31 protein-coding genes are annotated in these 26595 nt (G+C 68.7%); 19 read left to right on the top strand and 12 right to left on the bottom strand.

Features of this window, described 5'->3' with window-relative positions:
• The first annotated feature begins 69 nt into the window (after window positions 1-69).
• The 4 genes from E6C76_RS18620 to ribD all read left to right on the top strand — a co-directional run bounded on the left by E6C76_RS18620 (window position 70) and on the right by ribD (window position 4373).
• Window positions 70-1233, top strand: a complete 1164-nt coding sequence (locus E6C76_RS18620) for a hypothetical protein (protein WP_136349756.1) — start codon at window positions 70-72, stop codon at window positions 1231-1233.
• Window positions 1234-1480: 247 nt separating this feature from the next.
• Window positions 1481-2731, top strand: coding sequence for a serine hydroxymethyltransferase (gene glyA, locus E6C76_RS18625; RefSeq protein WP_136349757.1), 1251 nt, complete (start codon window positions 1481-1483; stop codon window positions 2729-2731).
• A 54-nt stretch (window positions 2732-2785) separates the two neighbouring features.
• The gene (gene nrdR, locus E6C76_RS18630; protein ID WP_136349758.1) at window positions 2786-3301 is read left to right on the top strand and encodes a transcriptional regulator NrdR; all 516 of its coding nucleotides are present in this window, start codon (window positions 2786-2788) and stop codon (window positions 3299-3301) included.
• On the top strand, window positions 3282-4373 hold the full coding sequence (gene ribD, locus E6C76_RS18635) for a bifunctional diaminohydroxyphosphoribosylaminopyrimidine deaminase/5-amino-6-(5-phosphoribosylamino)uracil reductase RibD (protein ID WP_136349759.1): 1092 nt from the start codon (window positions 3282-3284) through the stop codon (window positions 4371-4373). The genes nrdR and ribD overlap by 20 nt, the downstream gene beginning before the upstream one ends.
• Here the strand turns inward: ribD and E6C76_RS18640 are convergent.
• From E6C76_RS18640 to gpmA, 5 genes are read right to left on the bottom strand one after another with little or no spacing between them, the layout of a single operon-like run.
• Window positions 4370-5131: a HesA/MoeB/ThiF family protein gene (locus tag E6C76_RS18640; RefSeq protein WP_136349760.1), complete on the bottom strand. Its 762-nt coding sequence runs from the start codon at window positions 5129-5131 to the stop codon at window positions 4370-4372. The two genes, ribD and E6C76_RS18640, sit on opposite strands and share 4 nt — an antisense overlap.
• A 36-nt stretch (window positions 5132-5167) precedes the next feature.
• Complete coding sequence (locus E6C76_RS18645; RefSeq protein ID WP_136349761.1) at window positions 5168-5617, bottom strand: hypothetical protein; 450 nt, start codon at window positions 5615-5617, stop codon at window positions 5168-5170.
• Window positions 5618-5642: 25 nt separating this feature from the next.
• Entirely contained in the window at window positions 5643-7001 is a 1359-nt protein-coding gene (locus E6C76_RS18650; protein WP_136349762.1) for a S41 family peptidase, read from the bottom strand.
• A 41-nt stretch (window positions 7002-7042) separates the two neighbouring features.
• Entirely contained in the window at window positions 7043-8341 is a 1299-nt protein-coding gene (locus E6C76_RS18655) for a murein hydrolase activator EnvC family protein (RefSeq protein ID WP_136349763.1), read from the bottom strand.
• A gap of 17 nt (window positions 8342-8358) precedes the next feature.
• A complete protein-coding gene (gpmA, locus tag E6C76_RS18660; RefSeq protein WP_136349764.1) occupies window positions 8359-9108 on the bottom strand; it encodes a 2,3-diphosphoglycerate-dependent phosphoglycerate mutase in 750 nt (249 codons plus the stop codon).
• A 127-nt stretch (window positions 9109-9235) separates the two neighbouring features.
• Here gpmA and E6C76_RS18665 point away from each other — a divergent pair, with 127 nt between their 5' ends.
• Genes E6C76_RS18665 through E6C76_RS18690 form a run of 6 tightly spaced genes read left to right on the top strand, consistent with a single transcriptional unit; the run spans window position 9236 to window position 12249 of the window.
• The gene (locus E6C76_RS18665; RefSeq protein ID WP_136349765.1) at window positions 9236-9562 is read left to right on the top strand and encodes an ArsR/SmtB family transcription factor; all 327 of its coding nucleotides are present in this window, start codon (window positions 9236-9238) and stop codon (window positions 9560-9562) included.
• Between the two features lie 25 nt (window positions 9563-9587).
• Window positions 9588-10031 (top strand): rhodanese-like domain-containing protein, encoded by a 444-nt coding sequence (locus E6C76_RS18670; RefSeq protein ID WP_136349766.1) that lies wholly within the window; start codon window positions 9588-9590, stop codon window positions 10029-10031.
• 20 nt (window positions 10032-10051) lie between these two features.
• On the top strand, window positions 10052-10300 hold the full coding sequence (gene grxC / locus E6C76_RS18675) for a glutaredoxin 3 (protein ID WP_136349861.1): 249 nt from the start codon (window positions 10052-10054) through the stop codon (window positions 10298-10300).
• 44 nt (window positions 10301-10344) lie between these two features.
• Window positions 10345-10815: a protein-export chaperone SecB gene (gene secB / locus E6C76_RS18680; protein WP_136349767.1), complete on the top strand. Its 471-nt coding sequence runs from the start codon at window positions 10345-10347 to the stop codon at window positions 10813-10815.
• A 7-nt stretch (window positions 10816-10822) separates the two neighbouring features.
• Window positions 10823-11263 carry an SH3 domain-containing protein gene (locus E6C76_RS22495; RefSeq protein WP_136349768.1) on the top strand — a complete coding sequence of 147 codons (441 nt, stop codon included), beginning with the start codon at window positions 10823-10825 and terminating at the stop codon, window positions 11261-11263.
• A 2-nt stretch (window positions 11264-11265) separates the two neighbouring features.
• Window positions 11266-12249, top strand: coding sequence for an NAD(P)H-dependent glycerol-3-phosphate dehydrogenase (locus tag E6C76_RS18690; protein WP_230976322.1), 984 nt, complete (start codon window positions 11266-11268; stop codon window positions 12247-12249).
• A gap of 64 nt (window positions 12250-12313) precedes the next feature.
• On the opposite strand, the gene E6C76_RS18695 is transcribed toward E6C76_RS18690, so the two are convergent.
• Both E6C76_RS18695 and E6C76_RS18700 read right to left on the bottom strand, forming a co-directional pair.
• Window positions 12314-12778 carry a tRNA (cytidine(34)-2'-O)-methyltransferase gene (locus tag E6C76_RS18695; protein WP_136349770.1) on the bottom strand — a complete coding sequence of 155 codons (465 nt, stop codon included), beginning with the start codon at window positions 12776-12778 and terminating at the stop codon, window positions 12314-12316.
• 38 nt (window positions 12779-12816) lie between these two features.
• Window positions 12817-13518, bottom strand: a complete 702-nt coding sequence (locus E6C76_RS18700; RefSeq protein WP_230976323.1) for a ComF family protein — start codon at window positions 13516-13518, stop codon at window positions 12817-12819.
• Between the two features lie 58 nt (window positions 13519-13576).
• Between E6C76_RS18700 and bioB the strand changes: the two genes are divergently transcribed.
• Genes bioB through E6C76_RS18715 form a run of 3 tightly spaced genes read left to right on the top strand, consistent with a single transcriptional unit; the run spans window position 13577 to window position 16132 of the window.
• On the top strand, window positions 13577-14578 hold the full coding sequence (bioB, locus tag E6C76_RS18705; protein ID WP_136349772.1) for a biotin synthase BioB: 1002 nt from the start codon (window positions 13577-13579) through the stop codon (window positions 14576-14578).
• A 7-nt stretch (window positions 14579-14585) separates the two neighbouring features.
• A complete protein-coding gene (locus tag E6C76_RS18710; protein WP_136349773.1) occupies window positions 14586-15488 on the top strand; it encodes a methyltransferase domain-containing protein in 903 nt (300 codons plus the stop codon).
• Window positions 15485-16132: a pyrimidine 5'-nucleotidase gene (locus tag E6C76_RS18715; RefSeq protein ID WP_136349774.1), complete on the top strand. Its 648-nt coding sequence runs from the start codon at window positions 15485-15487 to the stop codon at window positions 16130-16132. The genes E6C76_RS18710 and E6C76_RS18715 overlap by 4 nt, the downstream gene beginning before the upstream one ends.
• Here the strand turns inward: E6C76_RS18715 and E6C76_RS18720 are convergent.
• The 3 genes from E6C76_RS18720 to yihA form a co-directional block, all read right to left on the bottom strand.
• Window positions 16129-16623 (bottom strand): GNAT family N-acetyltransferase, encoded by a 495-nt coding sequence (locus tag E6C76_RS18720; RefSeq protein ID WP_136349775.1) that lies wholly within the window; start codon window positions 16621-16623, stop codon window positions 16129-16131. The two genes, E6C76_RS18715 and E6C76_RS18720, sit on opposite strands and share 4 nt — an antisense overlap.
• Window positions 16620-17624 carry a porphobilinogen synthase gene (gene hemB / locus E6C76_RS18725; RefSeq protein WP_136349776.1) on the bottom strand — a complete coding sequence of 335 codons (1005 nt, stop codon included), beginning with the start codon at window positions 17622-17624 and terminating at the stop codon, window positions 16620-16622. The genes E6C76_RS18720 and hemB overlap by 4 nt, the downstream gene beginning before the upstream one ends.
• 202 nt (window positions 17625-17826) lie before the next feature.
• On the bottom strand, window positions 17827-18462 hold the full coding sequence (gene yihA, locus E6C76_RS18730; protein WP_136349777.1) for a ribosome biogenesis GTP-binding protein YihA/YsxC: 636 nt from the start codon (window positions 18460-18462) through the stop codon (window positions 17827-17829).
• Window positions 18463-18593: 131 nt separating this feature from the next.
• Between yihA and E6C76_RS18735 the strand changes: the two genes are divergently transcribed.
• The 3 genes from E6C76_RS18735 to ccsB all read left to right on the top strand — a co-directional run bounded on the left by E6C76_RS18735 (window position 18594) and on the right by ccsB (window position 22555).
• On the top strand, window positions 18594-19205 hold the full coding sequence (locus E6C76_RS18735) for a c-type cytochrome (protein WP_136349778.1): 612 nt from the start codon (window positions 18594-18596) through the stop codon (window positions 19203-19205).
• A gap of 134 nt (window positions 19206-19339) precedes the next feature.
• Window positions 19340-21406, top strand: a complete 2067-nt coding sequence (locus tag E6C76_RS18740; RefSeq protein ID WP_136349779.1) for a cytochrome c biogenesis protein ResB — start codon at window positions 19340-19342, stop codon at window positions 21404-21406.
• A gap of 3 nt (window positions 21407-21409) precedes the next feature.
• Entirely contained in the window at window positions 21410-22555 is a 1146-nt protein-coding gene (gene ccsB / locus E6C76_RS18745; protein ID WP_136349780.1) for a c-type cytochrome biogenesis protein CcsB, read from the top strand.
• 27 nt (window positions 22556-22582) lie between these two features.
• Here ccsB and E6C76_RS18750 read toward each other — a convergent pair whose 3' ends face one another.
• Window positions 22583-23401 carry a ferritin-like domain-containing protein gene (locus E6C76_RS18750; protein WP_136349781.1) on the bottom strand — a complete coding sequence of 273 codons (819 nt, stop codon included), beginning with the start codon at window positions 23399-23401 and terminating at the stop codon, window positions 22583-22585.
• A gap of 123 nt (window positions 23402-23524) precedes the next feature.
• Between E6C76_RS18750 and moeA the strand changes: the two genes are divergently transcribed.
• The 3 genes from moeA to phoU are packed head-to-tail and all read left to right on the top strand — an operon-like array spanning window position 23525 to window position 26245.
• Window positions 23525-24787, top strand: a complete 1263-nt coding sequence (moeA, locus tag E6C76_RS18755) for a molybdopterin molybdotransferase MoeA (protein WP_136349782.1) — start codon at window positions 23525-23527, stop codon at window positions 24785-24787.
• An 18-nt stretch (window positions 24788-24805) separates the two neighbouring features.
• Window positions 24806-25468 carry a ribose-5-phosphate isomerase RpiA gene (rpiA, locus tag E6C76_RS18760; RefSeq protein WP_136349783.1) on the top strand — a complete coding sequence of 221 codons (663 nt, stop codon included), beginning with the start codon at window positions 24806-24808 and terminating at the stop codon, window positions 25466-25468.
• Window positions 25469-25528: 60 nt separating this feature from the next.
• The gene (gene phoU, locus E6C76_RS18765; RefSeq protein WP_136349784.1) at window positions 25529-26245 is read left to right on the top strand and encodes a phosphate signaling complex protein PhoU; all 717 of its coding nucleotides are present in this window, start codon (window positions 25529-25531) and stop codon (window positions 26243-26245) included.
• A gap of 77 nt (window positions 26246-26322) precedes the next feature.
• Here the strand turns inward: phoU and E6C76_RS18770 are convergent, their stop codons facing one another.
• The gene (locus E6C76_RS18770; RefSeq protein WP_136349785.1) at window positions 26323-26595 is read right to left on the bottom strand and encodes an oxidative damage protection protein; all 273 of its coding nucleotides are present in this window, start codon (window positions 26593-26595) and stop codon (window positions 26323-26325) included.

A 26595-nucleotide genomic window follows, 5' to 3' on the forward strand; every position in this document is an offset into this window, starting at 1 on the left:
CCGGGTGCCTGCATCTCCCCACCCAGCGCGCTTCGGCCTTTCCATTCCCCTCCTCCGAGGCGAACGCCCATGAACAGGATGCACACCTTCCTTGCCGCCTGCGCGCTGGCGTTGCTGTCCGGATGTTCCACCACCGCGCCGATGAACAGCAGCCTGACCGAACTGGGGCAGAGTTCGAGCGTGGTCTATGGCGCCAACGGCATCCTCGTGCAGCGGGCGATCGGCATCAACGGCCTGCACGCCGAGGACGTTCCCGGCAGCATCAGCCGCAATCTGGATCAACTGCCGTTCTGGAAGCGGCGCTGGCTGGCCTCCATGAATCCGCTGCCGGACGACCTGCCGGACGCCATGTCGCCGCGCTTGCTGCCGCTGTCGCCCACCAGCCGCCTCAGCGTGCGGGACTACCCCTCCACCGGTGGCGATCTCTCCCTGGCGGAACTCCACGCGGTCCGCGAGCAGGTGCTCACCTTGCAGGAAAGCATTGCCGTGCTGGTGCAGAAAAAGCTGGAGGTTCTGCAACTGGAGCAAAAGGGCATAACCACGGAGGCGCTCGACACGGCGCGGACGGCTGCAAAAGACGCCGAAACGCTCGTCGACGGGAAGCAGCAACGCCACTTGGCAACTCTCGAAAAAGGCGGTCTGGTCGTGGCCAACTGGGCCCGCAGCGTCGAAGCAAGCGGCAAGGTACAGGCGGCCGACACCACCGCCGCCGGTCTGGAGGCGGCCGACAAGCGGCATATCGAGGGCTACCTGATCATGGCCAACCCGCGCGTGCTCACGCTGCACTTCGGCCAGGACCTGTTCAAGCTGCTCGACGCCCTGCGGGCACGGCACCAGGCCACTGACGGCAGCCGGCTGCTCGATCTGGACCGGCTGTTCATCACCCACTTCCAGATTCGCGCCAAGCGCATCGCTTTCGCGGAAACCCGCCAGCAAACCTCCCGGGCCGCACTGAACGCCAAGATCAACGAGTTGCTCGGAAGCGTGGGCGCCGCGGACCAAAACACGAGGCAAAAAATCCTCGCACTGCAACTCGAACTCAATGCCCGCCTGGAATCGGTGACCAACACCCGCAACTTCGGGCTGCTGGAATCCATGCCCCCGGCGTCGCAGGGGAACGCGGGCATCAACCAGTCCATCGACCTGGGCACCGTGTCCGAAGGCATTCAACAGCCGGACACCTTGCCCATCGTCAGCTTCCGCGTGGCACTGGGCAGCCTGCTAGGCCGCTGATGCACAGGCACACCCCCGGCCCGACTTCCGTGACGGGTTGAACGACACGCGCCGGAACCCGCAGAAGGAAGACTTTGCAGGGCGTGCCTTGCCGGAGTAGGCGGCCTTGGACAGACGTTTGCGGGCCGGGGAATTCAGCGCACGGGCATTCATGCGATGGCCCTGGCCGGCCGCCCCGGCACCGCTTCCCCGCCTGCGCAGCGTGGTAACATCCGCTTTTAAAACCACTCGTTACCCGAGCCCGTCCATGTTCTCCTCGCAAGACACCCTCGCCAAGGTCGATCCCGAACTCTGGTCCGCCATCCAGGCGGAGAACCGCCGCCAGGAAGACCACATCGAGCTGATCGCCTCCGAAAACTACGTTTCCCACGCGGTGATGGAAGCCCAGGGCTCCCAGCTCACCAACAAGTACGCCGAGGGCTATCCGGGCAAGCGTTACTACGGCGGCTGCGAGCACGTGGACGTGGTGGAGCAGCTGGCCATCGACCGCCTCAAGGCGCTGTTCGGCGCCGAGGCCGCCAACGTGCAGCCCAACTCCGGCTCCCAGGCCAACCAGGCCGTGCTGATGGCCTTCGCCAAGCCGGGCGACACCATCATGGGCATGAGCCTGGCCGAGGGCGGCCATCTTACCCACGGCATGCCGCTGAACATGTCCGGCAAGTGGTTCAACGTGGTCGCCTACGGCCTCGACGCCCAGGAAGCCATCGACTACGAAGCCATGGAGCGGCTGGCCCGCGAGCACAAGCCGAAGATCATCATCGCCGGCGCCTCGGCCTATGCGCTGCGCATCGATTTCGAGCGCTTCGCCAGGATCGCCAAGGAAGTCGGCGCCATCTTCTGGGTGGACATGGCCCACTACGCCGGCCTCATCGCCGCCGGCTACTACCCCAACCCGGTGCCGCATGCCGACGTGGTCACCTCCACCACCCACAAGACCCTGCGCGGCCCGCGCGGCGGCATCATCCTGATGAAGGCGGAACACGAGAAGGCGATCAACTCCGCCATCTTCCCCGGCCTGCAGGGCGGCCCGCTGGAGCACGTCATCGCCGCCAAGGCGGTGGCCTTCAAGGAAGCCGCCACGCCGGCCTTCCGCAACTACCAGGAGCAGGTGATCGCCAACGCCCGCGTGATGGCGCGCGTGCTGGGCGAGGAGCGCGGCCTGCGCATCGTCTCCGGGCGTACCGAAAGCCACGTGTTCCTGGTCGATCTGCGCGCCAAGAACATCACCGGCAAGGAAGCCGAGGCGGTGCTGGGCAGCGCCCACATCACGGTGAACAAGAACGCCATTCCCAAGGACCCGGAAAAGCCCTTCGTCACCTCCGGCATCCGCATCGGCTCGCCGGCCATGACCACGCGCGGCTTCACCGAGATCGAGGCCGAACAGATCGCCCACCTGATCGCCGACGTGCTGGATGCCCCGCACGACCAGACGGTGATCGGCCGCACACGCGACAAGGTCGCCGCGCTGTGTGCCAGGTTCCCGGTCTACGGCAAGTAAGCCGCAAGGCGGCCGGGCGTCCAGGAATGCGCGCCCGGCCACCGCGAGACTGCGATGAAATGCCCCTTCTGCGGCGATCCGAACACCCAGGTCACCGACACTCGTGAGAACGAGGACGGCGACGTGGTCCGCCGCCGCCGCCGCTGCCCGAAGTGCGACAAGCGCTTCACCACCTACGAGCGCATCGATCTGAAGATGCCGCACATCGTCAAGCGCAACGGCAACCGCAGCGAGTTCGACCACAACAAGCTGGCCGGCAGCATGCAGCTCGCGCTGCGCAAGCGCCCGGTGACCACCGAGGCGGTCGAAGCTGCGGTGGATCGCATCGAGGCCCGCCTGCTCTCCCTGGGCGAACCGGAGATCCCCAGCCAGCAGTTGGGCGAACTGGTGATGAAGGAGCTGAAGAAGCTCGACAAGGTCGCCTACATCCGCTTCGCCTCGGTGTATCGCAACTTCGCCGATGTGGACGAATTCTCCGACGTCATCCGCGAAGTGCAGGCGCGTCCGCGCCGGGGGCGCAAGGAATCCCCCGGTCAGCCGGACCCCGAGCATGACCTTTTCGGCAACTGATCACGAACACATGGCCCGCGCGCTCGCGCTGGCCGAACGCGGGCTGTGCACCACCACGCCGAACCCGCGCGTGGGCTGCGTGCTGGTGCGCGACGGGCACATCGTCGGCGAGGGCTGGCATGCACGCGCCGGTGAGCCGCACGCCGAGGTCCACGCCCTGCGCGCCGCCGGCGAACAGGCCCGCGGCGCCACCGCCTACGTCACCCTGGAACCCTGCTCCCACCACGGCCGCACCCCGCCCTGCGCGGACGCGCTGATCGCCGCCGGCGTCGGCCGCGTGGTGGCCGCCATGCAGGACCCCAACCCGCGCGTTGCCGGCCAGGGCCTGGCGCGTCTGCGCGCCGCCGGCATCGACACCGCTTCCGGCCTGCTCGAAGCCCAGGCGCGCGAACTGAACATCGGCTTCATCGCGCGCATGACGCGCGGCCGGCCCTGGCTGCGCGTCAAGAGCGCCGCCACGCTGGACGGCAAGACCGCGCTGGACAACGGCGCGAGCCAGTGGATCACCGGCGAGGCCGCCCGCCTGGACGGGCACCGCTGGCGCGCGCGCGCCTGCGCCATCCTCACCGGCATCGGCACCGTGCGCGCCGACGACCCACAGCTTTCCGTGCGCGGCGTACCCTGCGAGCGCCAGCCGCGCAAGGTGCTGGTGGATGCCCGGCTGGAAGTTTCGCCACAGGCGCGCATCCTGGCTGGCTGCGACTGCCTGATCGCCACCGCCAGCACGGACGGCAAGCGTGCTGCCCGCCTGCACGACGCCGGCGCGGAAATCCTCGTGCTGCCCAACGATGCCGGCAAGGTGGATCTGGGCGCGCTGCTGGGCGAACTGGCAGGCCGTGGGATCAACGAAGTGCACGCGGAAGCCGGCTTCGGGCTCAACGGCTCATTGCTCAACGAAGGCTGGGCGGACGAACTGCTGATGTACTACGCTCCGCTGTTGGTCGGCGACGCCGCCCAGGGGCTGTTCCGCCTGCCGCAACTGGAAACGCTGGAAGCAGCACGCCGGCTGCGCGTCATCGACCTGCGCATGCTGGGCAGCGACCTGCGCCTGATCGCCCGGCCGGAAAACTAGGCGCGCCCGGCCTCTGCGCACACCGCGCAGCCGGGGTCGCGCCCCAGCGATACCGAGCGCCACTCCATCGCCAGCCCGTCGAGCAGCAGCAGCCGGCCGGCCAGCGTTTTCCCGCAGCCCACCAGCAGCTTGAGCGCCTCGGCCGCCTGCGTGGCGCCGATGATGCCGACCAGCGGGGCGAACACGCCCATCACCGCACAGCGCACCTCCTCGGCCTCGAGGTCTTCCGGGAACAGGCAGTTGTAGCACGGCCCTTCCCGCCCCGGGCGCAGGTCGAACACCGACACCTGGCCGTCGAAGCGGATCCCCGCGCCGGACACCAGCGGACGGCGATGGCGCACGCAGGCGCGATTGACCGCATGGCGGGTGGCGAAGTTGTCGCAGCAGTCGAGCACCACGTCGGCGGCGGCCACCTGCTCGTCCAGCTCCGCGCCTTCCAGGCGATGCGCCAGGGCCTCGACGCGCACGCCCGGATTGAGCCGCAGCACGCTGTCGCGCCCCGATTCCACCTTGGCCCGGCCGACGTCCGCTTCGCCGTGGAGGATCTGGCGCTGCAGATTGGTCAGATCCACGGTGTCGCCATCGGCCAGCACCAGGGTGCCGACGCCGGCCGCCGCCAGGTACATGGCAGCCGGCGAACCCAGCCCGCCGGCGCCGATCACCAGCACGCGCGCCCCGAGGATGGCCTCCTGCCCGGCCACGTCGAGTTCGGGCAGCAGGATGTGGCGGCTGTAGCGCAGAAGCTGGTGGTCGTTCATCGGAAAGGCCGGTCGGAGGGCACGGGCGCGCCGGGCTTACTTGTACTCGCGCAGTTCGGGCGGGGCGTCGTCATGGTCGCCGTGCGCATGCTGGTCCCAGGCCTGGACATAGGCCTCGTTGGATTTCTTCAGCAGGCGTTCGGGCGATTCGAGGTTGTGGCGCTGGGTTTCCTCGCAGAAATACACCAGCGCGCGCACGAGCTTCATGTAGAGGGTGTTGTCGAGCCGGAAACCGGCCTCGCTCAGGGCATCCTCGATGGACTCCAGCGAGTACTCGAGCACCGAGTAGCGGATGCCGAGCGCCAGCGGATTGTCGAGACGCTCCACCTGTACGCCCTTGAGCAGCCCCAGGAACAGCCAGGCGCGTTCCACTTGCCCGGGCGGCAGGGCCTTGAAGCGCAGTTCGCGCGCCTTCCGGATGCCGGCGCCGCCGACCGGGTGGTCGTGCCGGCGGCCGGCCAGTCTGTACGCGGTTTCTCGCCGCATGGCAGCCTCCGCGGGCCCGGGAAAACTACTTCTTGGTCTGCACGACCTGCAGCCCCTTCAGCAGATTGATCGCCTGGCCGAGTTGATAGTCGTCCTTGCCGCCCATCTCGAAGCGCGGCAGGGGGGGCTCTTCCGTCTCGCTGCCGCGGTCGGCGTCGGCCGACACTTCGGCTTCGCGGTCGTTGCCCAGGTGGCCCTGCAGGTCGGCCTCGCGCACGCGGCGCGAAGAACCGCCGTTGGGCGACTCCTCGACGACGATGTCCGGCTCGATGCCCTTGGCCTGGATGGAACGTCCGTTGGGCGTGTAGTAGCGCGCCGTGGTGAGCTTGATCGCGGTGCTGTTGTTGAGCGGCAGGATGGTCTGCACGGAGCCCTTGCCGAAGGTGCGCGTGCCCATCACCACCGCGCGCTTGTGGTCCTGCAACGCGCCGGCGACGATTTCCGAGGCCGAGGCCGAGCCGGCATTGACCAGCACCACCATGGGCACGTTGCTCAGCCCCTCCGGCAGCGCGCGCAGGAAGTCGTCGCGGCGGCCGCGCAGATAATCCTCGGGGATCACGCGGTATTCGCGCTTGGCGTCCTCGGCGCGCCCGTCGGTGGACACCACCAGGGTGTCGCGCGGCAGGAAGGCGCCGGCCACGCCGACCGCGCCGTGCAGCAGGCCGCCCGGGTCGTTGCGCAGGTCGAGCACCAGGCCCTTCAGTTCGCCTTCCTTGGCCAGCTTGCCGAGGTGCTCGACCAGCGACGAGGCGGTGTTTTCCTGGAACTGCGCCACGCGCACATAGCCGTAGCCCGGCTCGACGACGCTGGAACGCACGCTGCGCACCTTGATGACCTCGCGGGTCAGCGTCAGCACGATGGGCGCGCTCTGGCCCGGACGCATGATGGTCAGGGTGATGCGGGTATCCGGCTTGCCGCGCATGCGCTTGACCGCGTCGTTGAGGCTCATGCCCTTCACCGGCGTGTCGTCGAGCTTGACGATCAGGTCGCCGGCCTGCACGCCGGCGCGGAAGGCCGGGGTATCCTCGATCGGCGAGATGACCTTGACAAAACCGTCTTCCATGCCGACCTCGATGCCCAGGCCGCCGAATTCACCCTGGGTGCCGACCTGCAGATCCTTGAAGGCCTCGGCGTCCAGGTAGGCCGAATGCGGGTCCAGGCCGGAGAGCATGCCGCTGATCGCATGGGTGATCAGCTTCTTGTCCTCGACCGGCTCGACGTAGCCCTGCTTGATGGCGTTGAACACGTCGGCGAACGCGCGCAGTTCCTCCACCGGCAGCGGCGCCAGCGCCCTGTCGGCGTTGGCGGAAAAATTCAGGCTGATCAGCACCCCGGCCAACACGCCGGTGAATACCAGCCCCACACTCTGCAGCTTGCTACGCATGACCACTCCATCGGCGGATCGACCGCCCGTATTCAAATCGCCTAATCGAGCCGGACCCACTGCATCGGATCCACCGGCGTGCCCTGGTGGCGGATTTCAAAGTATAAACCGGTTTGCGCGTCGCCCCCGCTGGCGCCCACGCTGGCGATCGGGTCGCCCCCGGCGATTTCGTCGCCCACTTCACGCAGCAGGGCATCATTGTTGCCATACACGGTGAGGTAGCCCTTGCCGTGGTCGACGATGATCAGATTGCCGAAGCCGCGCAGCCAATCGGAATACACCACCTCGCCGGCGGCCACCGCGCGCACCTCCTCGCCATCGCGCGCGCGGATGAACACGCCGCGCCAGGTGGTGCCGCCTGCCGCTCTTGGAGCACCGAAACGCCCGACCAGTTCGCCGCGCACCGGAAAACGCAGCTTGCCGCGCAACTGGTCGAAACTCGCCGCGGCCGTGGGGCCGGCCGCCTGGCGCACCTGGCCGACCACCGGATCGCTGCGGCCGGGCCTGGCGACCTGCCCGCTGGCGCTGCGCGGCGGCTGGGCGCGCGCGGCCTGTTCGCGGGCGCGTTGCTCGCGCGCACGCTGCTGCTCGGCGGCGGCACGCGCCAGGGCCTCGATCAGGCGGCCCAGGCGTTGTTCATCCTGGCGCAGCGTGGCCGCTTCCTTGCGCTGCTCGCGCAGTTGCGCGGCCAGTTCGGCCACCGCGCGCTTGCGGGTTTCGTGGGTGGCCTGCAGATCGGCGCGGCGCTGCTGCTGTTCGCTTTCCAGCGCCGCCACGCGGTCGCGCCGCGCACTGGCTTCCGCCGCCAGTTCGGCATTGCGCCGCAGGTCGGCGCGCAGGCTGTCGATCAGCGCCAGCCGGGCGCGCCCGAGGTGTTCCAGGTAATGCGCGTCGCGGGCGATCTGGTTGGGGTCGCGCGCCGACAGGAAAGGGGCCACGCCATCCGCACCGCCATGCATGTAATGGCGGCGCAGCCAGTCGGCCAGTTCGGCCTGGCGCGCATCGACGCGTGCGCTCACCTCGGCCTGCTCGCGCTCCAGCGCCTTCAGCGCCTTTTCGGCCTCCTGGCGCTCACCGGCCAGTTGGCGCAGCCGGCGCTCCAGGCGGGAGACCGCGCGCTCGGCCTCCACCAGCGCGGCGGTGGCGCCGCTGTGCGACTGCTCGGTGCCGGCGATCTCCTTCTGCAGCTCGCGGATGCGCTTCTTGACTTCATCCAGATCTGCGCGGCGCTGCGCGGCTTCGTCCGGCGCACTGGCCTGCTGCCCGTACGCGGCCGGAGTCAGCCCCGCCAGCACGGCGAGCAGCAGGGCAGCCAGCGTCGGACGGCTTGGCACGCGCATGCGCCGGCCGGGGTCCGTCAGCCCTTGGCCTTGCCCTGCGCGGCCACGGCGGCCTGGGCGGCGCGGATGGTGTCCTCGTCGGCCAGGTAGTAGCTTTTGATCGGGCGCAGGTCGGCGTCCAGCTCATACACCAGCGGCTGGGCGGTGGGGATGTTGAGGGCGACGATGTCGTCGTCGGAGATGTTGTCCAGGTACTTGATCAGCGCGCGCAGGCTGTTGCCGTGCGCGGCGATCAGCAGGCGGCGGCCGGCGAGGATGTGCGGCACGATCACCGTCTCCCAGTACGGCACCACGCGCGCCACGGTGTCCTTCAGGCACTCGGTGCGCGGGAACTGCGCGCGCGGCAGCGCGGCATAGCGCGGATCGTCCCAGTTCAGGCGCTCGTCGCCGTCCTGCAGGGGCTCCGGCGGGGTGTCGTAGGAACGGCGCCACACCAGCACCTGCTCGTCGCCGTACCTGGCGGCGGTCTCGGCCTTGTTGAGGCCCTGCAGCGCACCGTAGTGGCGTTCGTTGAGGCGCCAGGAATGCTCCACCGGCAGCCACAGCGAACTCAGTTCTTCCAGCACGATGTTGAGCGTCTTGTTGGCCCGCTTGAGCACCGAGGTGAAGGCCAGATCGAAGGCATAGCCCTCGCGCTTGAGCAACTGGCCGGCGGCGTGGGCTTCCTGGACGCCCTGTTCGGTGAGGTCGACGTCGGTCCAGCCGGTGAAGCGGTTTTCCTTGTTCCAGGTGGACTCGCCGTGGCGTAGCAGAACGATCTTGTACATGTGCGCTCGAAATCCGGGAAATGATTGAATCGAAAGGCATGCGCGCGGCACCGTGGAGACTGAACGCGCCGCGCAACATTTCGGCGCGGTATTTTATACTAGGTCTTTTGCCCACCCGCGAACCATCGTGACCAAGGACGAAATCCTCTCGCTCATCGACCGGCACGAGCACATCGAGACGGCCGCCCGCGCGCTGAAGGCGATCGCGCATCCGCTGCGCCTGAAGATCCTCTGCGTGCTCGGCGACACCGAGGTGTGCGTGCAGGACATCGTCGATGCGGTGGGCACCTCGCAGAGCAACATCTCCCAGCATCTGGCCATCCTGCGCGACAAGGGCGTGCTGCACACGCGCAAGGACGCCAACCGGGTGTATTACCGGGTGGGCGACCAGCGCACGCTGCAGCTCATCGGCCTGATGCGCGAGGTGTTCTGCGGCGACAGGCCGGGCAACTGATCAACCCTCAACGGAGCAAGTGCAAGTGGAATTCCTGCAGCAAAACTGGCATTGGGCCGCGCTCGCGGCGTTCAGCGGCGGCTGGCTGCTGATCGAGGCGATCCGCGCCAAGGCCGACAAGTCCCTGCTGTCGCCGATCGAAGCGACCCTGCTGATCAACCGCGAGGACGCGGTGGTGGTCGATGTGCGCAACGACGGCGAGTACGCCCAGGGCCACATCCCCAACGCGCTGCACGTTCCGCTGGCCGACCTGGAGCGCCGCAAGGGCGAACTGGAAAAATACCGCGACCGTCCGCTGGTGCTGTGCTGCCAGAGCGGCGCGCGCTCCTCCGGCGCCATCGCCGCGCTGCGCAAGGCCGGCTTCGAGAAGCTCTACAACCTGCGCGGCGGCCTGTACGAGTGGGAAAAGGCCGGCCAGCCCCTCGACCGCGGCAGCCGCAGGAACGAAGGCAAGGGGAAGAAGAAGTGAGCGCCCGTCCCGCCATCCGCATGTACGCCACCGGCGTGTGCCCCTACTGCGTGCGCGCCGAGGCGCTGCTCAAGCGCAAGGGCATCGAGGCCATCGACAAGATCCGCATCGACCTCGACCCCTCTCGGCGCGACGAAATGATGCAACTCACCGGCTTGCGCACCGTTCCCCAGATCTTCATCGGCGATTACCATGTCGGCGGCTGTGACGACCTGTACGCGCTCGACCGCGAAGGCCGCCTCGACCCGCTGCTGCAGGGCGAAGCCTGAACGGCCGCCCGCACAGACCCTCAACGCAACCGGAACACCGCAAAATGACCGAAAACGTCCAACCCGTCTTTTCCATCGAGAAGCTCTACGTCAAGGATCTCTCGGTGGAAGTCCCCAACGCCCCGCAGATCTTCCTGGAGCGCGAGAACCCGCAGATCAACGTGCAACTGCGCACCGAGGGCAAGGGCGTCGACGAGGGCATCTTCGACGTGACCCTGACCGTCACCGTCACCGCCTCGCTGGGCGAGGACAAGACCGTGTTCCTGGTCGAAGTCCAGCAGGCCGGCATCTTCCAGATCCGCAACGTTCCCGAAGGCGAACTGGAGCCGGTGCTGATGATCGGCTGCCCCAACATCCTGTTCCCCTACGCGCGTGAAGCGGTGTCCGACGCGGTCACCCGCGCCGGCTTCCAGCCGGTCATGCTCGCCCCGGTCAACTTCGAAGCGCTCTACCAGTCGCAACAGCAACAGCGCGCCGAAGCCGCGATCGGCGAACCCGCGCCCACGGTGCAGTAAGCCCGCCATGCGTGCCGCCCTGCGCCCCCTCGCCCTCGCGCTGATCCTCGCCTCCGGCGCGGCCTCGGCCATCGACTATCGTTCGGTGAGCGAGCCGGCCATCCTGTACGACGCGCCGTCGGCGCAGGGCAAGCGCCTCTATATCGCCGCCACCGGCACCCCGGTGGAAATCGTCGTGGTGCTCGACAAATGGGTCAAGGTACGCGACCCGGGCGGCGCCATCACCTGGATCGAGGCGCGCCAGCTCGCCGGCAAGCGCACCGTGCTGGTGACCGCCGAACGCGCCGCCGCCCGGCGCAGCGCGGAAGAAGCAGCGCCGATCGCCTTCGAGGCCGTGAAGGACGTGGTCCTCGACCTGATCGGCACGCCGACCGACGGCTGGGTACAGGTGCGCCACCGCGACGGCGCCACCGGCTTCGTGCGCGTCACCGAAGTCTGGGGGCTGTAGGCGTGCAGATTGCCGTACTGGGCGCCGGCGCCTGGGGAACCGCGCTGGCGCTGGCCTTCCACGGCCCCCACCGCGTCACCCTGTGGGGATACGAGGCGGAACACGTCGCCGAACTGCGCGCGCAGCGCGAGAACCGCCGCTACCTGCCTGGCGTCGCACTGCCCGAAGATCTGGAAGTCACCGCCTCGATCGATGAGGCCGCCGCCGAAGCCGATCTGCATCTGGTGGTCACACCGCTGATCGGCCTGCGCGCCACGGTACGCGCGCTGCAGCGCGTACGCCCCGGCACCCCGCTGGTGTGGGCGTGCAAGGGCCTGGAAGCCGGCAGCGGCCGCCTGCCGCACGAGATCGTCGAGGAAGAACTCGGCCAGGACGCGCCCTGCGGCGTGCTCACCGGCCCCAGCTTCGCCGCCGAGGTGGCGCGCGGCCAGCCCACCGCGATCACCCTGGCCTCGCGCGACGCCGCTTTCGTCGAGCACTGGCTGCCCGTGCTGCACCAGCCCTTGCTGCGCGTCTATGCCAACACCGATCTGGTCGGCGCGGAAATCGGCGGTGCGCTGAAGAACGTCATGGCCATCGCCGCCGGCGTTTCCGACGGCATGGGCTTCGGCCTCAACGCGCGCGCCGCGCTGATCACCCGCGGCCTAGCGGAAATCGCCCGCCTCGCGGTCGCCCTCGGCGGCCGCCCGGAAACCCTGATGGGTCTGGCCGGCATGGGCGACCTGATCCTCACCTGCACCGGCGACCTGTCGCGCAACCGCCGCGTCGGCCTCGCGCTCGCCCAGGGCAAGACGCTGGACGTCATCCTGCGCGAGCTCGGCCACGTCGCCGAAGGCGTGCCCACCGCGCGCGAGGTCGCCGCGCTGGCGGCCCGCCACGGCGTGGAAATGCCCCTGTGCGAAGCCGTCGATGCCCTGCTGCATCGCGGCCTGTCGGCCGCCGAGGCCGTCGACCGCCTGCTCGCCCGCGATCCCAAGCACGAGTAGGAGCGGCCTTGGCCGCGATGCGGCCTGCGAGGAAACCACCGCCGCATCGCGGCCAAGGCCGCTCCTACGCCGCCCCGGCGAAATCGTGCTGGCGCCAGGCTTCGTATACGGCCAGCGCCACCGTGTTGGACAGATTGATGCTGCGGTTGGCCGGGCGCATCGGCACGCGCACGCGCTGTACCTGCGGCAGCGCGGCGAGCAGTTCTTCCGGCAGGCCGCTGGTTTCGCGCCCGAACAGCAGCACGTCGCCCTCGCGGTACTCCACCTGATCGTAGCGCCGCGCGCCGCGCGTGCTGAACGCGAAGATGCGCCGCCCCGCCAGCGCGGCCAGGCAGGCCGCCCAGTCCTCATGCACGACGACGTGGGCGAGATCGTGGTAATCCAGCCCGGCGCGCGCCAGGGTCTTGTCGGTGATCTCGAAGCCGAGCGGCTTCACCAGATGCAGGCGGGCACCGCAGTTGGCCGACAGGCGGATGGTGTTGCCGGTGTTGGGCGGGATTTCGGGCTGGTAGAGAACGATGTCGAACATGGGCGAAGAACTCGGGCGCCCGGACCGGGCGGGATGAATCAGGGCGTACGGGCCACCACCAGATTTTCCACACGCGCGGCGCCGTGCGCCTTCAGCACGCGCGCAAGCTCGCGCAGGCTGGCGCCGGTGGTCATCACGTCGTCCACCACCAGCACCCGCATGCCGGCGAGATCGCGCCGGCAGGCAAAGGCCTTGCGCAGGTTGGCGGTGCGCGCGGCGCGCGACAATCCGGCCTGGGCCGGCAGATCGCGCACCCGGCGCACCCCATTCACATCCAGCGGCAGCCTCCAGGCCCGCGCCAGCGGACGGGCGATTTCCACCGCCTGATTGAAACCGCGCTCGGCCAGCCGGCGCGCATGCAAGGGCATCGGCAGCAGCAGGTCGGCTTCGAACGGCGGATACCCGTCCACCAGACGGCCGGCGAAGAAGCGCGCCAGCGCCAGGCGGCGATGATACTTCAACCCCTGCACCATGCGGTCGACCGGAAACGCGTAGCGATACAGCGCATGCGTCGCGTCGAAGTCCGGCGGCGAACACTGGCATTCGCCACACAGCGCACCACTGGGCGACGGCAGGGCGCAGCAAGGGCAGACCGACGGGCCCTGCGCCGGCAGTTCATCCCGGCATGCGGGGCACAGCGCCTCGGCGCGCGCCGGCGCGCCGCAGACGAAACAGTCCTGCGGCAGCAGCAGATCGGCCAGGTGGCCCGGCACGCGGCGCCAGGGGAGCGAATTTGACAAGCTTTCCGCCGATATCGGAACATGCGCGACACCCGCATTACAGCCCGGATTCCGCTTCATGACAATGTATTCCACCCCCGATGCGGCGGTTCATGCCACACCGGCCGACGCCGCTCCCGCAGAACCGCAAGCCTCCTGGCGCACCGCCGACATCCTGGCGCTGTTCGAACTGCCCTTCATGGATCTGCTGTACCGCGCCCAGCAGGTGCATCGCCGGCATTTCGACGCCAACGCCATCCAGCGCTCCACCCTGCTGTCGATCAAGACCGGCGGCTGTTCGGAAGACTGCGGCTACTGCTCGCAGGCCGCGCGCCACCACACCGGACTGGAACGCGAACGCCTGCTGCCCATCGACGAAGTGCTGGAAAACGCGCGCGCGGCCAAGGCCAAGGGCGCCTCGCGCTTCTGCATGGGCGCGGCCTGGCGCGGCCCCAAGGACAAGGACCTGGAGCCGGTGCTGGAGATGGTGCGCGAGGTCAAGAAGCTCGGCCTGCAAACCTGCGTGACGCTGGGCATGCTGCGCGAAGGCCAGGCCGAAAAGCTCGCCGACGCCGGGCTGGACTACTACAACCACAACCTGGATACCGCGCCGGAGTTCTACGGCCAGGTGATCACCACGCACAGCCAGCAGGACCGCCTGGACACCCTGGGCGAGGTGCGCAAGGCCGGCATCAACGTGTGCAGCGGCGGCATCGTCGGCATGGGCGAAAGCCGCCGGGCGCGCGCCGCGCTGCTCGCCCAGCTGGCCAATCTGTCGCCCGCGCCGGAATCGGTGCCGATCAACAATCTCGTGCCGATTCCCGGCACGCCGCTGGGCGATGCCGAGCCGCTCGACCCCTTCGAATTCGTGCGCACCATCGCCGCTGCGCGCATCACCATGCCCACCAGCTACGTGCGCCTGTCCGCCGGCCGCGAGCAGATGAGCGACGAGATGCAGGCGCTGTGCTTCCTGGCCGGCGCCAACTCGATGTTCTACGGCGACCGCCTGCTGACCACCGACAACCCGGAAGCCGGGCGCGACGACCGCCTGTTCGAACGCCTCGGCCTGCAATCCATCTGAGCCCGCCGTGAACGCCCCCGCGGATTTCGCGCTCGACCGCGCGCTGGTGCGCCGCCGCTTCGGCGCGGCCGCCGCGCGCTACGCCGGCAATGCCGTGCTGGCGCGCGAACTGGCGCGCCGCATGGATGAACGCCTGGAGTACATCCGCTTCACCCCTGCGCGCATCGTCGACCTGGGCTGCGGCATTGGCGAGGATCTCGCCCTGCTCGGCGCGCGCTATCCGCAGGCCGAGCGCATCGGCATCGACTTCGCCGCCCCCATGCTGGCCGAGGCCCGCCGCCGCGAACGCGCCGGGCAGGGCTTGCTCGGCCGCCTGCTCGGCCGCGCGCCCGCCACGCCGCTGCTGTGCGCCGATGCCTGCGCGCTGCCCCTGGCGCATGCCAGCGTGTCGATGGTGTGGTCCAACCTGATGCTGAACTGGCTGGCCGACCCGCTGCCCGCCCTCAAGGAAATGCACCGCGTGCTGGAAGTGGGCGGCATGGCGATGTTCTCCACGCTGGGCCCGGACACCCTCAGGGAACTGCGCGAGGCGCTGCCCGCCGGGGCCGGCGAGCGCGTGCATTGCTTCATCGACATGCACGACATCGGCGACACGCTGGTGCGCGCGGGCTTCGCCGACCCGGTGATGGACATGGAAATGCTCACCCTGACCTACGCCGATTTCGACGACCTGCTCGCCGACCTGCGCCTGCCCGGCTGCGCCAACGCTTCCACCACGCGCCCGCGCGGGCTGAGCGGCCGCAACGGCTGGGCACAAGCACGCGCTGCCTACGAAGAACTGCGCCGCGAAGGACGTTTGCCCGCCACCTTCGAGATCATCCAGGGACACGCCTGGAAGGCCGAACCGAAAACCACCGAGGACGGCCGCGCCATCGTGCGCTTCGCCGCGCGCCCGGGGGCCGGCCGGTGACCCACGCCCCGGTCTGGCTGTTCGATCTCGACAACACGCTGCACAACGCCAGTCCGCACATCTTTCCGCACATCAACCGCAGCATGACGGACTATCTGGCCCGCCATCTGGACCTCTCCATCGACGAGGCCAACACGCTGCGGATGGACTACTGGCGGCGCTACGGCGCCACGCTGACCGGACTGATGCGCCACCACGGCACCGATCCGCACCACTTTCTCGCGGAAACCCACCGCTTCGAGCGCCTGCACGAACTGATGGTGTTCGAGCGCGCGCTCGACGGCCTGCTGCGCCGCCTGCCCGGCCGCAAGATCGTGTTTTCCAACGGCCCGCAGCGCTACGCCGAGGCGGTGCTCGACGTCATGGGCATGCGCCATCGCTTCGACGACGTGTTCGGCGTCGAGCGCATGAAGCTGCATCCCAAACCGGCCGTGCGCGCCTACCGCGAGGTGCTGCGCGCGCACCGGCTCAACCCGCAGCGTTGCATCCTCGTGGAAGACTCCGCGATGAACCTGCGCACCGCGCGCCGCCTGGGCATGCGCACCGTATGGGTGAGCCGCGCACTGCGCTGCCCGGCCTTCGTGGATGTAAAGATCGCCTCGGTGCTCGACCTGCGCCGCGCCCTCGGCCGGCTGGCGCGTTAGGCCGCCAGCGCGAGGCGCATGCGGCAGGCCCCGGCCCCATAGGCCGCCGGCAGCGGCGCCGGATCGGCCGCGAAGCCCTGGCGCAGCCAGAAGCCGTGCGCGTCGGCCAGCGCCACCAGCATGATCTCCCGCGCGCCCTGGGCGCGCGCCCAGTCGGCCACCTTGCCGAACAGGCCGCGCGCCAGCCCGCCGCCGCGCGCATCCGGACTGACCGCCAGATCGTGCAGGAACACCCTGTCCCCACCCGGCGGCCGCTCCCCGAGCGGCGTGTGCAGGGCAGGCGGCTGCTCGTCCGCCCACGGATGGGCAATCACGTAGGCCGCCGCGCGGCCGTCCTGTTCGCCCAGCCAGCAGGCACCCGGCGCGAGCGCCAGGCGGGTGGCGAACACCTCGGCCTCCTCATGATAGCCGGGCGGATAGGCGCTGGCCTGCACGCGCAGCACCGCATCGAGGTCGGTGACGCGCAGCGGTCGCAGGACGGAACGGCTCATGCGCCGTGCTTCAGACAGCGCGCGGCTTCCAGGGCGAAGTAGGTCAGGATGCCGTCGGCCCCGGCGCGCTTGAAGGCCAGCAGGCTTTCCAGCATGGTGGCCTGCCCGTCCACCCAGCCGTTGGCGGCGGCGGCCTTGATCATGGCGTACTCGCCGCTCACCTGGTAGGCGTAGGTCGGCACGCCCAGTTCGTGCTTCACCCGGTACACGATGTCCAGGTAGGGCAGGCCGGGCTTGACCATGAACATGTCGGCGCCCTCGGCGATGTCCAGCTCGACTTCGCGGATCGCCTCGTCAGAGTTGGCCGGGTCCATCTGGTAAGTGTACTTGTTGCCCTTGCCCAGGTTGGCCGCCGAACCCACCGCGCTGCGGAAGGGGCCGTAGAAGCTGCTGGCGTACTTGGCGCTGTAGGACAGCAGGCGGGTGTGGATGAAGCCGGCCTCTTCCAGCGCGTTGCGCAGGGTGCCGATGCGGCCGTCCATCATGTCGCTGGGTGAGATGACGTCCGCGCCGACGGCGGCGTGGGACAAGGCCTGGCGCACCAGCGCCGCGACCGTCTCGTCATTGACGATGTAGCCGGTTTCGTCCGGCAGGCCATCCTGGCCGTGCGTGGTGTACGGGTCGAGCGCGACGTCGGTGATCACCCCCAGTTCGGGGAAGCGCGCCTTCAGCGCGCGCACCGCGCGCTGGATGATACCGTCCTCGCGCCAGGCGGCGGCGCCGTCGGCGGTCTTCAGGCCCGGGTCCGGCACGCCGAACAGGTCGAGCGCCGGAATGCCGAGTTCCAGCGCCTCCTCGGCGACCTTGAGCAGTTCGTCGATGGACAGGCGCTCCACGCCGGGCATCGAGGCCACCGGCTCACGCCCTGCGTTTTCATGGACGAACACCGGATAGATCAGGTCGGCGGCGGTCAGCACGTTCTCGCGCATCAGGCGGCGCGAAAAATCATCGCGGCGCATCCGCCGCATGCGGGTCTGGGGAAAGGCTCCGGTGGGTCGCATGTTCACAGTCACTCTTTACGGAAAACGAGGAAAAAGGGGATACATCCGGTAACGAAGTCGGGGAGGAACTTCCAACCGACCGGCCCCATCTTAGCAAGCAGATGGTGCTGAGCCGTCTCCCGCTTCACCTCCCTGAGCGGGTGCCTTACTGCATAGAAGGCATTTTCAACCCCCGGCATTTCTCCCCTTTGGCCGGGGGTTTTTATTTTCCGGGCGCCTTCACGGGCGCTTCCGCGGCCCCGGGCGCCACGCCCAGCCAGCCGGCCACCACCGCCTCGCACTCCTCCACGCCGGTCTTGGCGAGGCTGGAAAACAGCTGCACGCTCACCCGCTCGCCCAGTTCCTGCAAGTCCCTGCGCACCGCGAACAGCGTCTTGTTGGCTTCGTTGCGCGAGAGCTTGTCACTCTTGGTGAGCATCACGTGGATGGGTTTTCCGGTGGGCACGAACCAGCCGATCATCGCCCGGTCGAGCGGGGTCAGCGGATGGCGCGCATCCATCATCAGCACCAGGCCGACGAGGCTCTCGCGGCGGGTCAGGTAATCCTCCAGCAGCGCGGCCCAGTGGCGGCGGATCTTCTCCGGCACCTGGGCGTAGCCGTAGCCCGGCAGGTCCACGAGCGCGGCGCCGCAGTTGAGGCGGAAGAAGTTGATCAGCTGGGTGCGCCCCGGCGTCTTGGAGACGTAGGCCAGCCGGGTATGCCCGGCCAGCGTGTTGATCGCGCTGGACTTGCCGGCGTTGGAGCGCCCGGCAAAGGCGACCTCGGCGCCGTGCGGCGGTGGCAGCGCGTCGCTGCGGGCGATGGAAATCTCGAATGTTGCGTTGCGAAAGAGCGGCATGAGGCGGGACGTGAGAGCGATCAACCGGGCGGAAACCCGGCCGGAAAACCCCACATTGCGTCGCGCAACGTCGGCTTCCTGTATTAGAATACCAAGTTTGAGACATCCACTCACGGCTTTCCGAGGACACCATGATCAAGCGTTCCCTGCTGCTTTCGCTGCTGCTGGCCGGAGGCAGCCTCCAGGCCCAGGAGCAGGCTCCCGATATCGCCCAGGCAAAACAGCTCGCAGAAACCATCTGTGCGGCCTGTCACGGAGCAGACGGCAACAGCCCCCTCTCGGCCAATCCGAAGATCGCGGGCCAGATCCCCGAGTACCTCGCCAAGCAGTTGCGTGAATTCAAGTCCGGCACCCGCCAGGATCCGGTGATGAGCGCCATGGCCGCCATGGTCGACGACGCCGGCGTGGACGCCATCGCCCACTACTACGGCAGCCAGGCCCTGCAGCCGGAAAGCACCCAGAACCTCGAAACCGTCGCGCTCGGCCAGAAGATCTGGCGCGCCGGCATCGCCGACAAGGGCGTGCCCGCCTGTGCGGCCTGCCACGGTCCGGCCGGCGCCGGCCTGCCGGTCCAGTACCCGCGCCTGGCCGGCCAGTTCGCCGAATACACCACGCTGCAGTTGCAGAAGTTCCGCGACGGCGGCCGCGACAACGACCCGAACCAGATGATGCGCATGATCGCGCTGAAGATGACCGACGCCGAAATGCGCGCGGTGGCCGATTACGCGGCCGGCCTGCGCTGACGCGGAAAACCGCTTTCGCGCGTCTCGTACAAGGGGTGGCCGGGCCACCCCTTTGTTTTATCCCGAGGGGCCGGCCACCCGGGCCGCTTCGCGGTTTCCGGCCAGAACACGCCCCGTCCGCCTGAAGGACCAGGATGCAACGCAGCACCGCCAAGGCCCTGTTCGAACTGCTCAGCTCGATGCGGTTCGCGATCAGCCTGCTGACCATACTGGCGATCGCCTCGGTGATCGGCACGGTGATCCAGCAGAACCAGCCGTTCAACGCCTATCTCAACCAGTTCGGACCCTTCTGGTTCCCGGTGTTCGAAAAGCTCGGCCTGTACTCGGTGTACAACGCCGGCTGGTTCCTCGTCATCCTCGCCTTCCTGGTGCTGTCGACCAGCCTGTGCATCGTCCGCCAGAGCGCGCCGATGCTGCGCGAGATGCGCAGCTACCGCGAGCATGCCCGCGAGGTGTCGCTGCGCCAGTTTGCCCATCAGGCCGAACTGCCCGCCGGACGCCCGCTCGCCGAGCAGCGCGAGCGCGTGGATGCCTATCTGGCGCACACCGGCTTCCGCGCACGCGCCGACGAACGCGAGGACGGCGTGCTGGTGGCCGCCAAGCAGGGCAGCCTCAACCGTGCCGGCTACTTCCTCGCGCACGGCGCCATCGTGCTGATCTGCATCGGCGGCCTGCTGGACGGCAACCTGCCGCTGAAAGTGCAGATGTGGCTGGGCGGCAAGCAGACCACCACCGGCAACCAACTGATCGCCGACATCCCCGCCTCGGCCCGCCTGGGCGAGAACAACTGGAGCTTCCGCGCCAACCTGTTCATCCCCGAGGGGCGCTCGGCCAACGTCGCGGTGCTCAGCGTGGACGACGGCATTCTGCTGCAGGAACTGCCGTTCACCGTGTCGCTGAAGAAGTTCCACGTCGATCACTACGAAAACGGCATGCCGAAGCGCTTCGCCAGCGACATCCTGGTCACCGACGACGAAACCGGCGAATCCTTCGAGCACACCATCGAGGTCAACCATCCGCTCACCTACAAGGGCGTGGTGATGTACCAGGCCAGCTTCGAGGACGGCGGCTCGCTGCTCAAGCTCACCGGCCACAACCTGCTGCGCGACGTGGCCGACGAGCCGCTGCAGCTGGAAGGCCGCGTCGGCGACACCCTGCGTCTCGAGCACCCGCGTTACGACTACGCGCTGGAGCTGACCAGCTTCAGCGCGTTCAACGTCGAGGACATGGGCAGCGGCGAGGACAGCGCCACCGGCGTCGACCGCCTGCGCGAGCACCTGGGCAGCGGCGCGGCGCGCACCGACAGCGGGCGCGACCTGCGCAACATCGGCCCCAGCTTCACCTTCAAGCTGCGCGACGAGGCCGGCCAGGCGCGCGAATTCCAGAACTACATGCAGCCGATCGAGCGCGACGGGCGCTGGTATCTGTACACCGGCATGCGCGAGACCCAGGCCGAGCCCTTCCGCTACCTGCGCCTGCCGGTGGACGAGGACGGCCGCATCGACACCTGGCTGGCCATCCAACGCTGGATGTTCGACCCCGCGCGGCGCGACGTGCTGGCCCACCGCATGGCGAGCGCCAGCTTCGGCGACGACCCGTCCGTGGCGCCGATGCGCGACCGTCTGGTGGAAACCGCCAGCCACACCCTGGCGCTGTTCTCCGAGCGCGGCTACGAGACGGTGGGTCGCTTCATCGAGGCCTCGGTGCCGGCCGCCGAGCGCGAGCGCGCCGCCGACGTGTTCGTCAAGATCCTCCAGGGGCTGGTCTGGGAAGCCTGGATGATGGCGCGTGTGGATGCCGGCCTGCCCGCGCTGGAAATCAACGAAAACCGTGCTGCCTTCCTGCGCGACACCCTGGCCGCCCTGTCCGACAGTCTGTTCTACGAAGCCCCGCTGTACCTGCAGCTCACCGGCTTCGAGCACCTGCAGGCCACCGTGCTGCAAGTCACCCGCTCGCCCGGCAAGCCGCTGGTGTATCTGGGCTCGCTGCTGCTCGTGCTGGGCGTGTTCGCCATGCTCTACATCCGCGAACGCCGCCTGTTCGTGCTGCTCAAACACCAGGGCGCCGGACTGGTCGCCATGTCGTCGAACCGCAAGGCGATCGACGTGGACGAAGCCTTCCAGCGCCATGCCGAGGCCCTGAGCGCGCTGCTCGCCCCCGATTCCGGCGAAGGCCGGACCGACCCAACCGCAACGAGGTAAGCGATGGAACTCGCCCACCCTTCCCTGACGCGCACCGGCTGGCTGCGCCAGCGCGACACCTTCGACTGGCTGTACGCCGCGGCACTGGTCGTCGGCGCCATCGTCGCGCTGGTGCACTACCACGAGTTCATGGATGTGTACGACGACCTCGTGCTGATCCTCCACGTGCCGGTGCTGATCTTCATCGGCTGGTACTGGAAGCCCTTCCGCCCCTATCTGGCGGCGGTCGCGGCGCTGTCCCTCTGTAGCATCTGGCTGTACCAGGGCGATCTGCAACGCGCCGAGCAGGTGTTCTTCCTCAAGTACCTGATCTCCAGCCAGACCGCGATCATGTGGATGAGCGCGCTCTACTTCATGGCCACCGGCGCCTACTGGATCGGCCTGCTGGCGCGCTCGGAATTCGGCGACAAGACCGGCAGCGCGCTGGTGTGGATCGGTACCGCGATGGGTACCGCGGGCCTGTTCGTGCGCTGGTTCGAGTCCTACCTGCTGGGCCCGGAAATCGGCCACATCCCGATCAGCAACCTGTACGAAGTGTTCGTGCTGTTCAGCCTGATGACCGCGCTGCTCTATCTGTACTACGAGCAGCGCTACGACACCCGCCGCATGGGCGCCTTCGTCATGGTGGTGATCTCCGCCGCGGTGGCCTTCCTGCTGTGGTACACCTTCTCGCGCGGCGCGCACGAGATCCAGCCGCTGATCCCCGCGCTGCAGTCCTACTGGATGAAGGTGCACGTGCCCACCAACTTCATCGGCTACGGCGCCTTCGCGCTGGCGGCGATGCTCGGCGTGGCGGTACTGCTGGCCGAGCGCGGCATCCTCGCCGGCCGCCTGCCGGCGGTGAAGGTGATGGAAGACGTGATGTACAAGGCCATCGCCATCGGCTTCGCGTTCTTCACCATCGCCACCATCCTCGGCGCGCTGTGGGCCGCCGAGGCCTGGGGCACCTACTGGCAGTGGGATCCGAAGGAAACCTGGGCGCTGATCGTCTGGCTGAACTACGCCGCCTGGCTGCACATGCGCCTGACCAAGGGCCTGCGCGGCGCCGTGCTGGCCTGGTGGGCGGTGATCGGCCTGCTGGTCACCACCTTCGCCTTCATCGGCGTGAACATGTTCCTCTCCGGGTTGCACTCCTACGGCAGCCTGTAACCGTCGCAGGAGCGGCCTTGGCTGCTCCTACGGGCGGGTTTCGCCGGGGGCGCCGAAACGCGCCAGCTCGGCCTCGCTGAACCCCGCCGCCCGCCGCGCCTCCAGATGCAATGGCGGTCTGGGGCGCGGCGCATCGAAATCCTCGATCAAGCGCAGATAGGTGGCCTCCGGCTCCAGCCCGCGCTCGGCGCACAGCAGGCGGAACCAGCGGTCGCCGAGCGCGACGTGGCCGATCTCGTCGCGCAGGATGATCTCCAGCACCGCCACGCTCTGCGTGTCGCCGATGGCCTTCAGCCTGGCCATGATCGGCGGCGTGGCGTCCAGCTCGCGCGCCTCCAGCACCCGGGGTACCAGCGCCATGCGCGCCAGGGCGTCGTGCGCGGTCTTCGCGGCCATCTCCCACAGGCCGTTGTGCGCGGGGAAGTCGCCGTATTCAAAGCCGAGTGCACGCAGGCGGGCGCGCACCAGGCCGAAGTGATGGGCCTCCTCGGCGGCCACCACCAGCCAGCCGTCGTGGAAGTCGGCCGGCAGGGCGCGGAAGCGGTGCACGCAGTCCAGCGCCAGGTTGATGGCGTTGAACTCGATGTGCGCGATGGCATGCAGCAGCGCCGCATGGCCTTCGCGCGTGCCGGCCTTGCGCAGCGGCACGGCCTGCGGCGCGACCAGTTCGGGACGCGGCGGGCGGCCGGCCTCCACCACCGGCTCGGCATCGTCGGCCCCCGGCACCGCCGCCAAGCGGCCGGCCCGCCAGTCGGCCAGCAGGGCCTGCGTGGCGCGGCACTTGTCGTCCGGGTCGGCAATCATCAGCGCATGCAGCGCGGCAGCATGGATCGAAGTGGCTTGCATGGCGTGGAAGTCTAGCAGGCGCGCCGGGGATGCTTCCGCGCAGGCACCGATGCGGGCACGGAGGGCCGGGTTTTGCGATAATGGCGGCCCCGATGCAGCAGCGCCTTGCGCACGTCCCGCACGATGAGCAGCACACGCCCCCGCTCCGATCAAGCATCCTCGCAGGGACTCGGCGTCGCCGAGGCGCGCGCCGCGATCCTGCGCGCCCTGCGCCCCGTTGACGGCCACGAGTGCGTGGCCCTGCGCGCCGCCTTGGGCCGCGTGCTGGCCGAGGACGTGGTGGCGCCGCTCGACGTGCCGGCGCACGACAATTCCGCGATGGACGGCTACGCCCTGCGCGCAGCCGACCTGGCCGCCGATGCCGACACTGCGCTGACCGTCGTCGGCCGCGCCTTCGCCGGCCATCCGTTCGCCGGCCGGGTGGAAGCCGGGCAGGCCGTGCGCATCATGACCGGCGCACCGCTGCCGCAGGGCGCCGACACCGTGGTGATGCAGGAAGACGTCCGCCCCACGCCGTCGCAGGGCGACGCGGTACTCATCCCCCCCGGCCAGCGCGCCGGCCAGAACGTGCGCCGCGCCGGCGAGGACCTGCCCACCGGCGGCATCGCGCTGCCCGCCGGCAAGCGCTGCGGACCGGCCGAACTGGGCCTGATCGCCTCGCTGGGCCTGGACGAGGTGCTCGTCTACCGCCGTCCGCGCGTGGCCTTCTTTTCCACCGGCGACGAAATCGCCTCGCTCGGCGAGGCGCTCGGCCCCGGCCAGGTGTACGACAGCAACCGCTACACCCTGTACGGCCTGCTCGCCCAACTGGGCTGCGAGGTGGACGACCTGGGCGTGCTGCCCGACCAGCCGGAAGCACTGCAACGTGCGCTCGCCGGGGCCAGCGCCACGGCCGACGTCATCCTCACCAGCGGTGGCGTATCCACCGGCGAGGCCGATTTCGTGCGCGAAACCCTGGCCGGACTGGGCGAAGTGGATTTCTGGAAGCTGGCTATCAAGCCCGGCCGCCCGCTGGCCTTCGGCCGCATCGGCCGGGCCTGGCTGTTCGGCCTGCCGGGCAACCCGGTGGCCACCATGGTGGCCTTCTGCCAGTTCGTGCGCGATGCCCTGCTCACGCTGGCGGGCGTTTCCCCCCTGCCCGAGCCCGTGTTGTTCACTGCACACTGCGCCACGCCGATCCGCAAACAGCCGGGGCGCCATGAATTCCAGCGCGGCCGGCTGGGCTGGGAAGACGGCCGCCGCGTGGTCCACCCCGCCGCCGCGCAGGGCTCCGGCATCCTGCGCTCGATGTCGGAAGCCGATTGCTTCATCCTCCTGCCGGAGGCGCAGGGCAGCGTCGCCGCTGGCGAAGCGGTGCTCGTACAGCCCTTTGCCGGACTGCTGTAAACCACAGGAAACCATTCCATGACCCAGGACGAACTGAAGAAAGCCGCCGCGCTCGCCGCCCTCGACTACGTGCTGGAAGGCGCAATCATCGGCGTGGGCACCGGCTCCACCGTCAATCACTTCATCGACGGGCTGGGCGGCATCAAGGCGCGCATCACCGGCGCGGTCTCCAGTTCCGAGGCCAGCTCCGCACGCCTGCGCGCGCTCGGCATCCCGCTGGTCGACCTGGCCGAGGTGGATGAACTGCCGGTGTATGTCGATGGTGCCGACGAGATCGACGGCGGCTTCTCGATGATCAAGGGCGGCGGCGGCGCGCTCACCCGCGAGAAGATCGTCGCCGCCGTGTCGCGGCGCTTCGTGTGCATCTGCGATGCCAGCAAGCAGGTCGCCACGCTGGGACGCTTTCCGCTGCCGGTCGAGGTCATCCCGATGGCCGCGCGCCATGTCGCGCGCGAACTCGCCGCGCTGGGCGGCCAGCCGAAGCTGCGCGAGGGCTTCGTCACCGACAACGGCAACCTGATCCTCGACGTGCATGGCCTCGCCATCGCCGAGCCGGCCAAGCTGGAGGCGCGCATCAACCAGATCGTCGGCGTGGTCACCAATGGCCTGTTCGCGCAACGTGGCGCCGACGTGCTGCTGCTCGCCGCGCCCGAAGGCGTGCGGCGCGAACAGCGCGGCTGAAACAATTCCTTAACGCAGGAATGCTAGCCTGCAGCGGTTCTACCTATTTCCATGGTCAAGATGAGCGAACATATCTACAAGCAGTTCGACGCCGATCTCGAAGCGATCCGCAGCGGCGTGCTGCAAATGGGCGGCCTGGTCGAGAGCCAGCTGACCAATGCCTTTGCCGGGCTGAAGAACGCGGACAAGGCACTGATCGAGAAGGTGATCGCCGGTGACCATCGCATCAACCTGCTCGAGGTCGACATCGACGAAGCGTGCAGCCAGTTGATCGCCAAGCGCCAGCCGGCGGCCAGCGACCTGCGTTCGGTGCTCGGCGCGATGAAGACGGTGACCGACCTGGAGCGCATCGGCGACGAAGCCAAGAAGATCGCCAAGGCCGCCCGCCGCCTGCACTCCGGTGATCTGCCCTACTCGCCGCGCGTGGATCTGGGCCACCCCGCCGCGCTGGCCACCGACATGGTACGCAAGGCGCTGGACAGTTTCGCACGCAGCGACGTCACCCTGGCGCCGGTGCTCGCCCACATGGACGACGAGGTGGATACGGCCTTCGAGGCGGTCACCCGCCAGCTCATCACCTACATGATGGAAGACCCGCGCACCATCTCCAACAGTCTGGAGACGCTGTTCATCGCCAAATCCATCGAACGCGTCGGCGACCACGCGCTGAACATCTCCGAGTACGTCATCTACATGGCGCACGGGCGCGACGTGCGCTATGCCGGCACCGCCGTGATCGAGCAGGAAGCCGCGCGCGAGATCAAGAAGCAGGACTGAAAGCCGCTTTCTGCATCCCATGAAAAAGGGATGGCCTCGGCCATCCCTTTTTCATTGCGGCGGAGCCTGCCGTCCGCTCAGGCGGAAGGCGGCACATAGCCGCCGACCTGGTCGGCGCCGCCGCCGAAGAAGTGCTTCTCCATCTGCTCGGCCAGATACTTGCGCGCCTTCGGGTCCATCAGGTTCAGGCGGTTCTCGTTGATCAGCATGGTCTGGTACTTCACCCACTGCTGCCAGGCCTCCTTGGAGACGTTCTCGAAAATCCGCTTGCCGAGTTCTCCGGGAATCGGCGGCAGGTCCAGCCCTTCCGCCTCACGACCGAGCTTGATGCAGTTGACGGTGCGAGCCAT

It is taken from the genome of Pseudothauera nasutitermitis (genome assembly GCF_004801295.1).
In the GTDB taxonomy this organism is placed as follows: domain Bacteria; phylum Pseudomonadota; class Gammaproteobacteria; order Burkholderiales; family Rhodocyclaceae; genus Pseudothauera; species Pseudothauera nasutitermitis.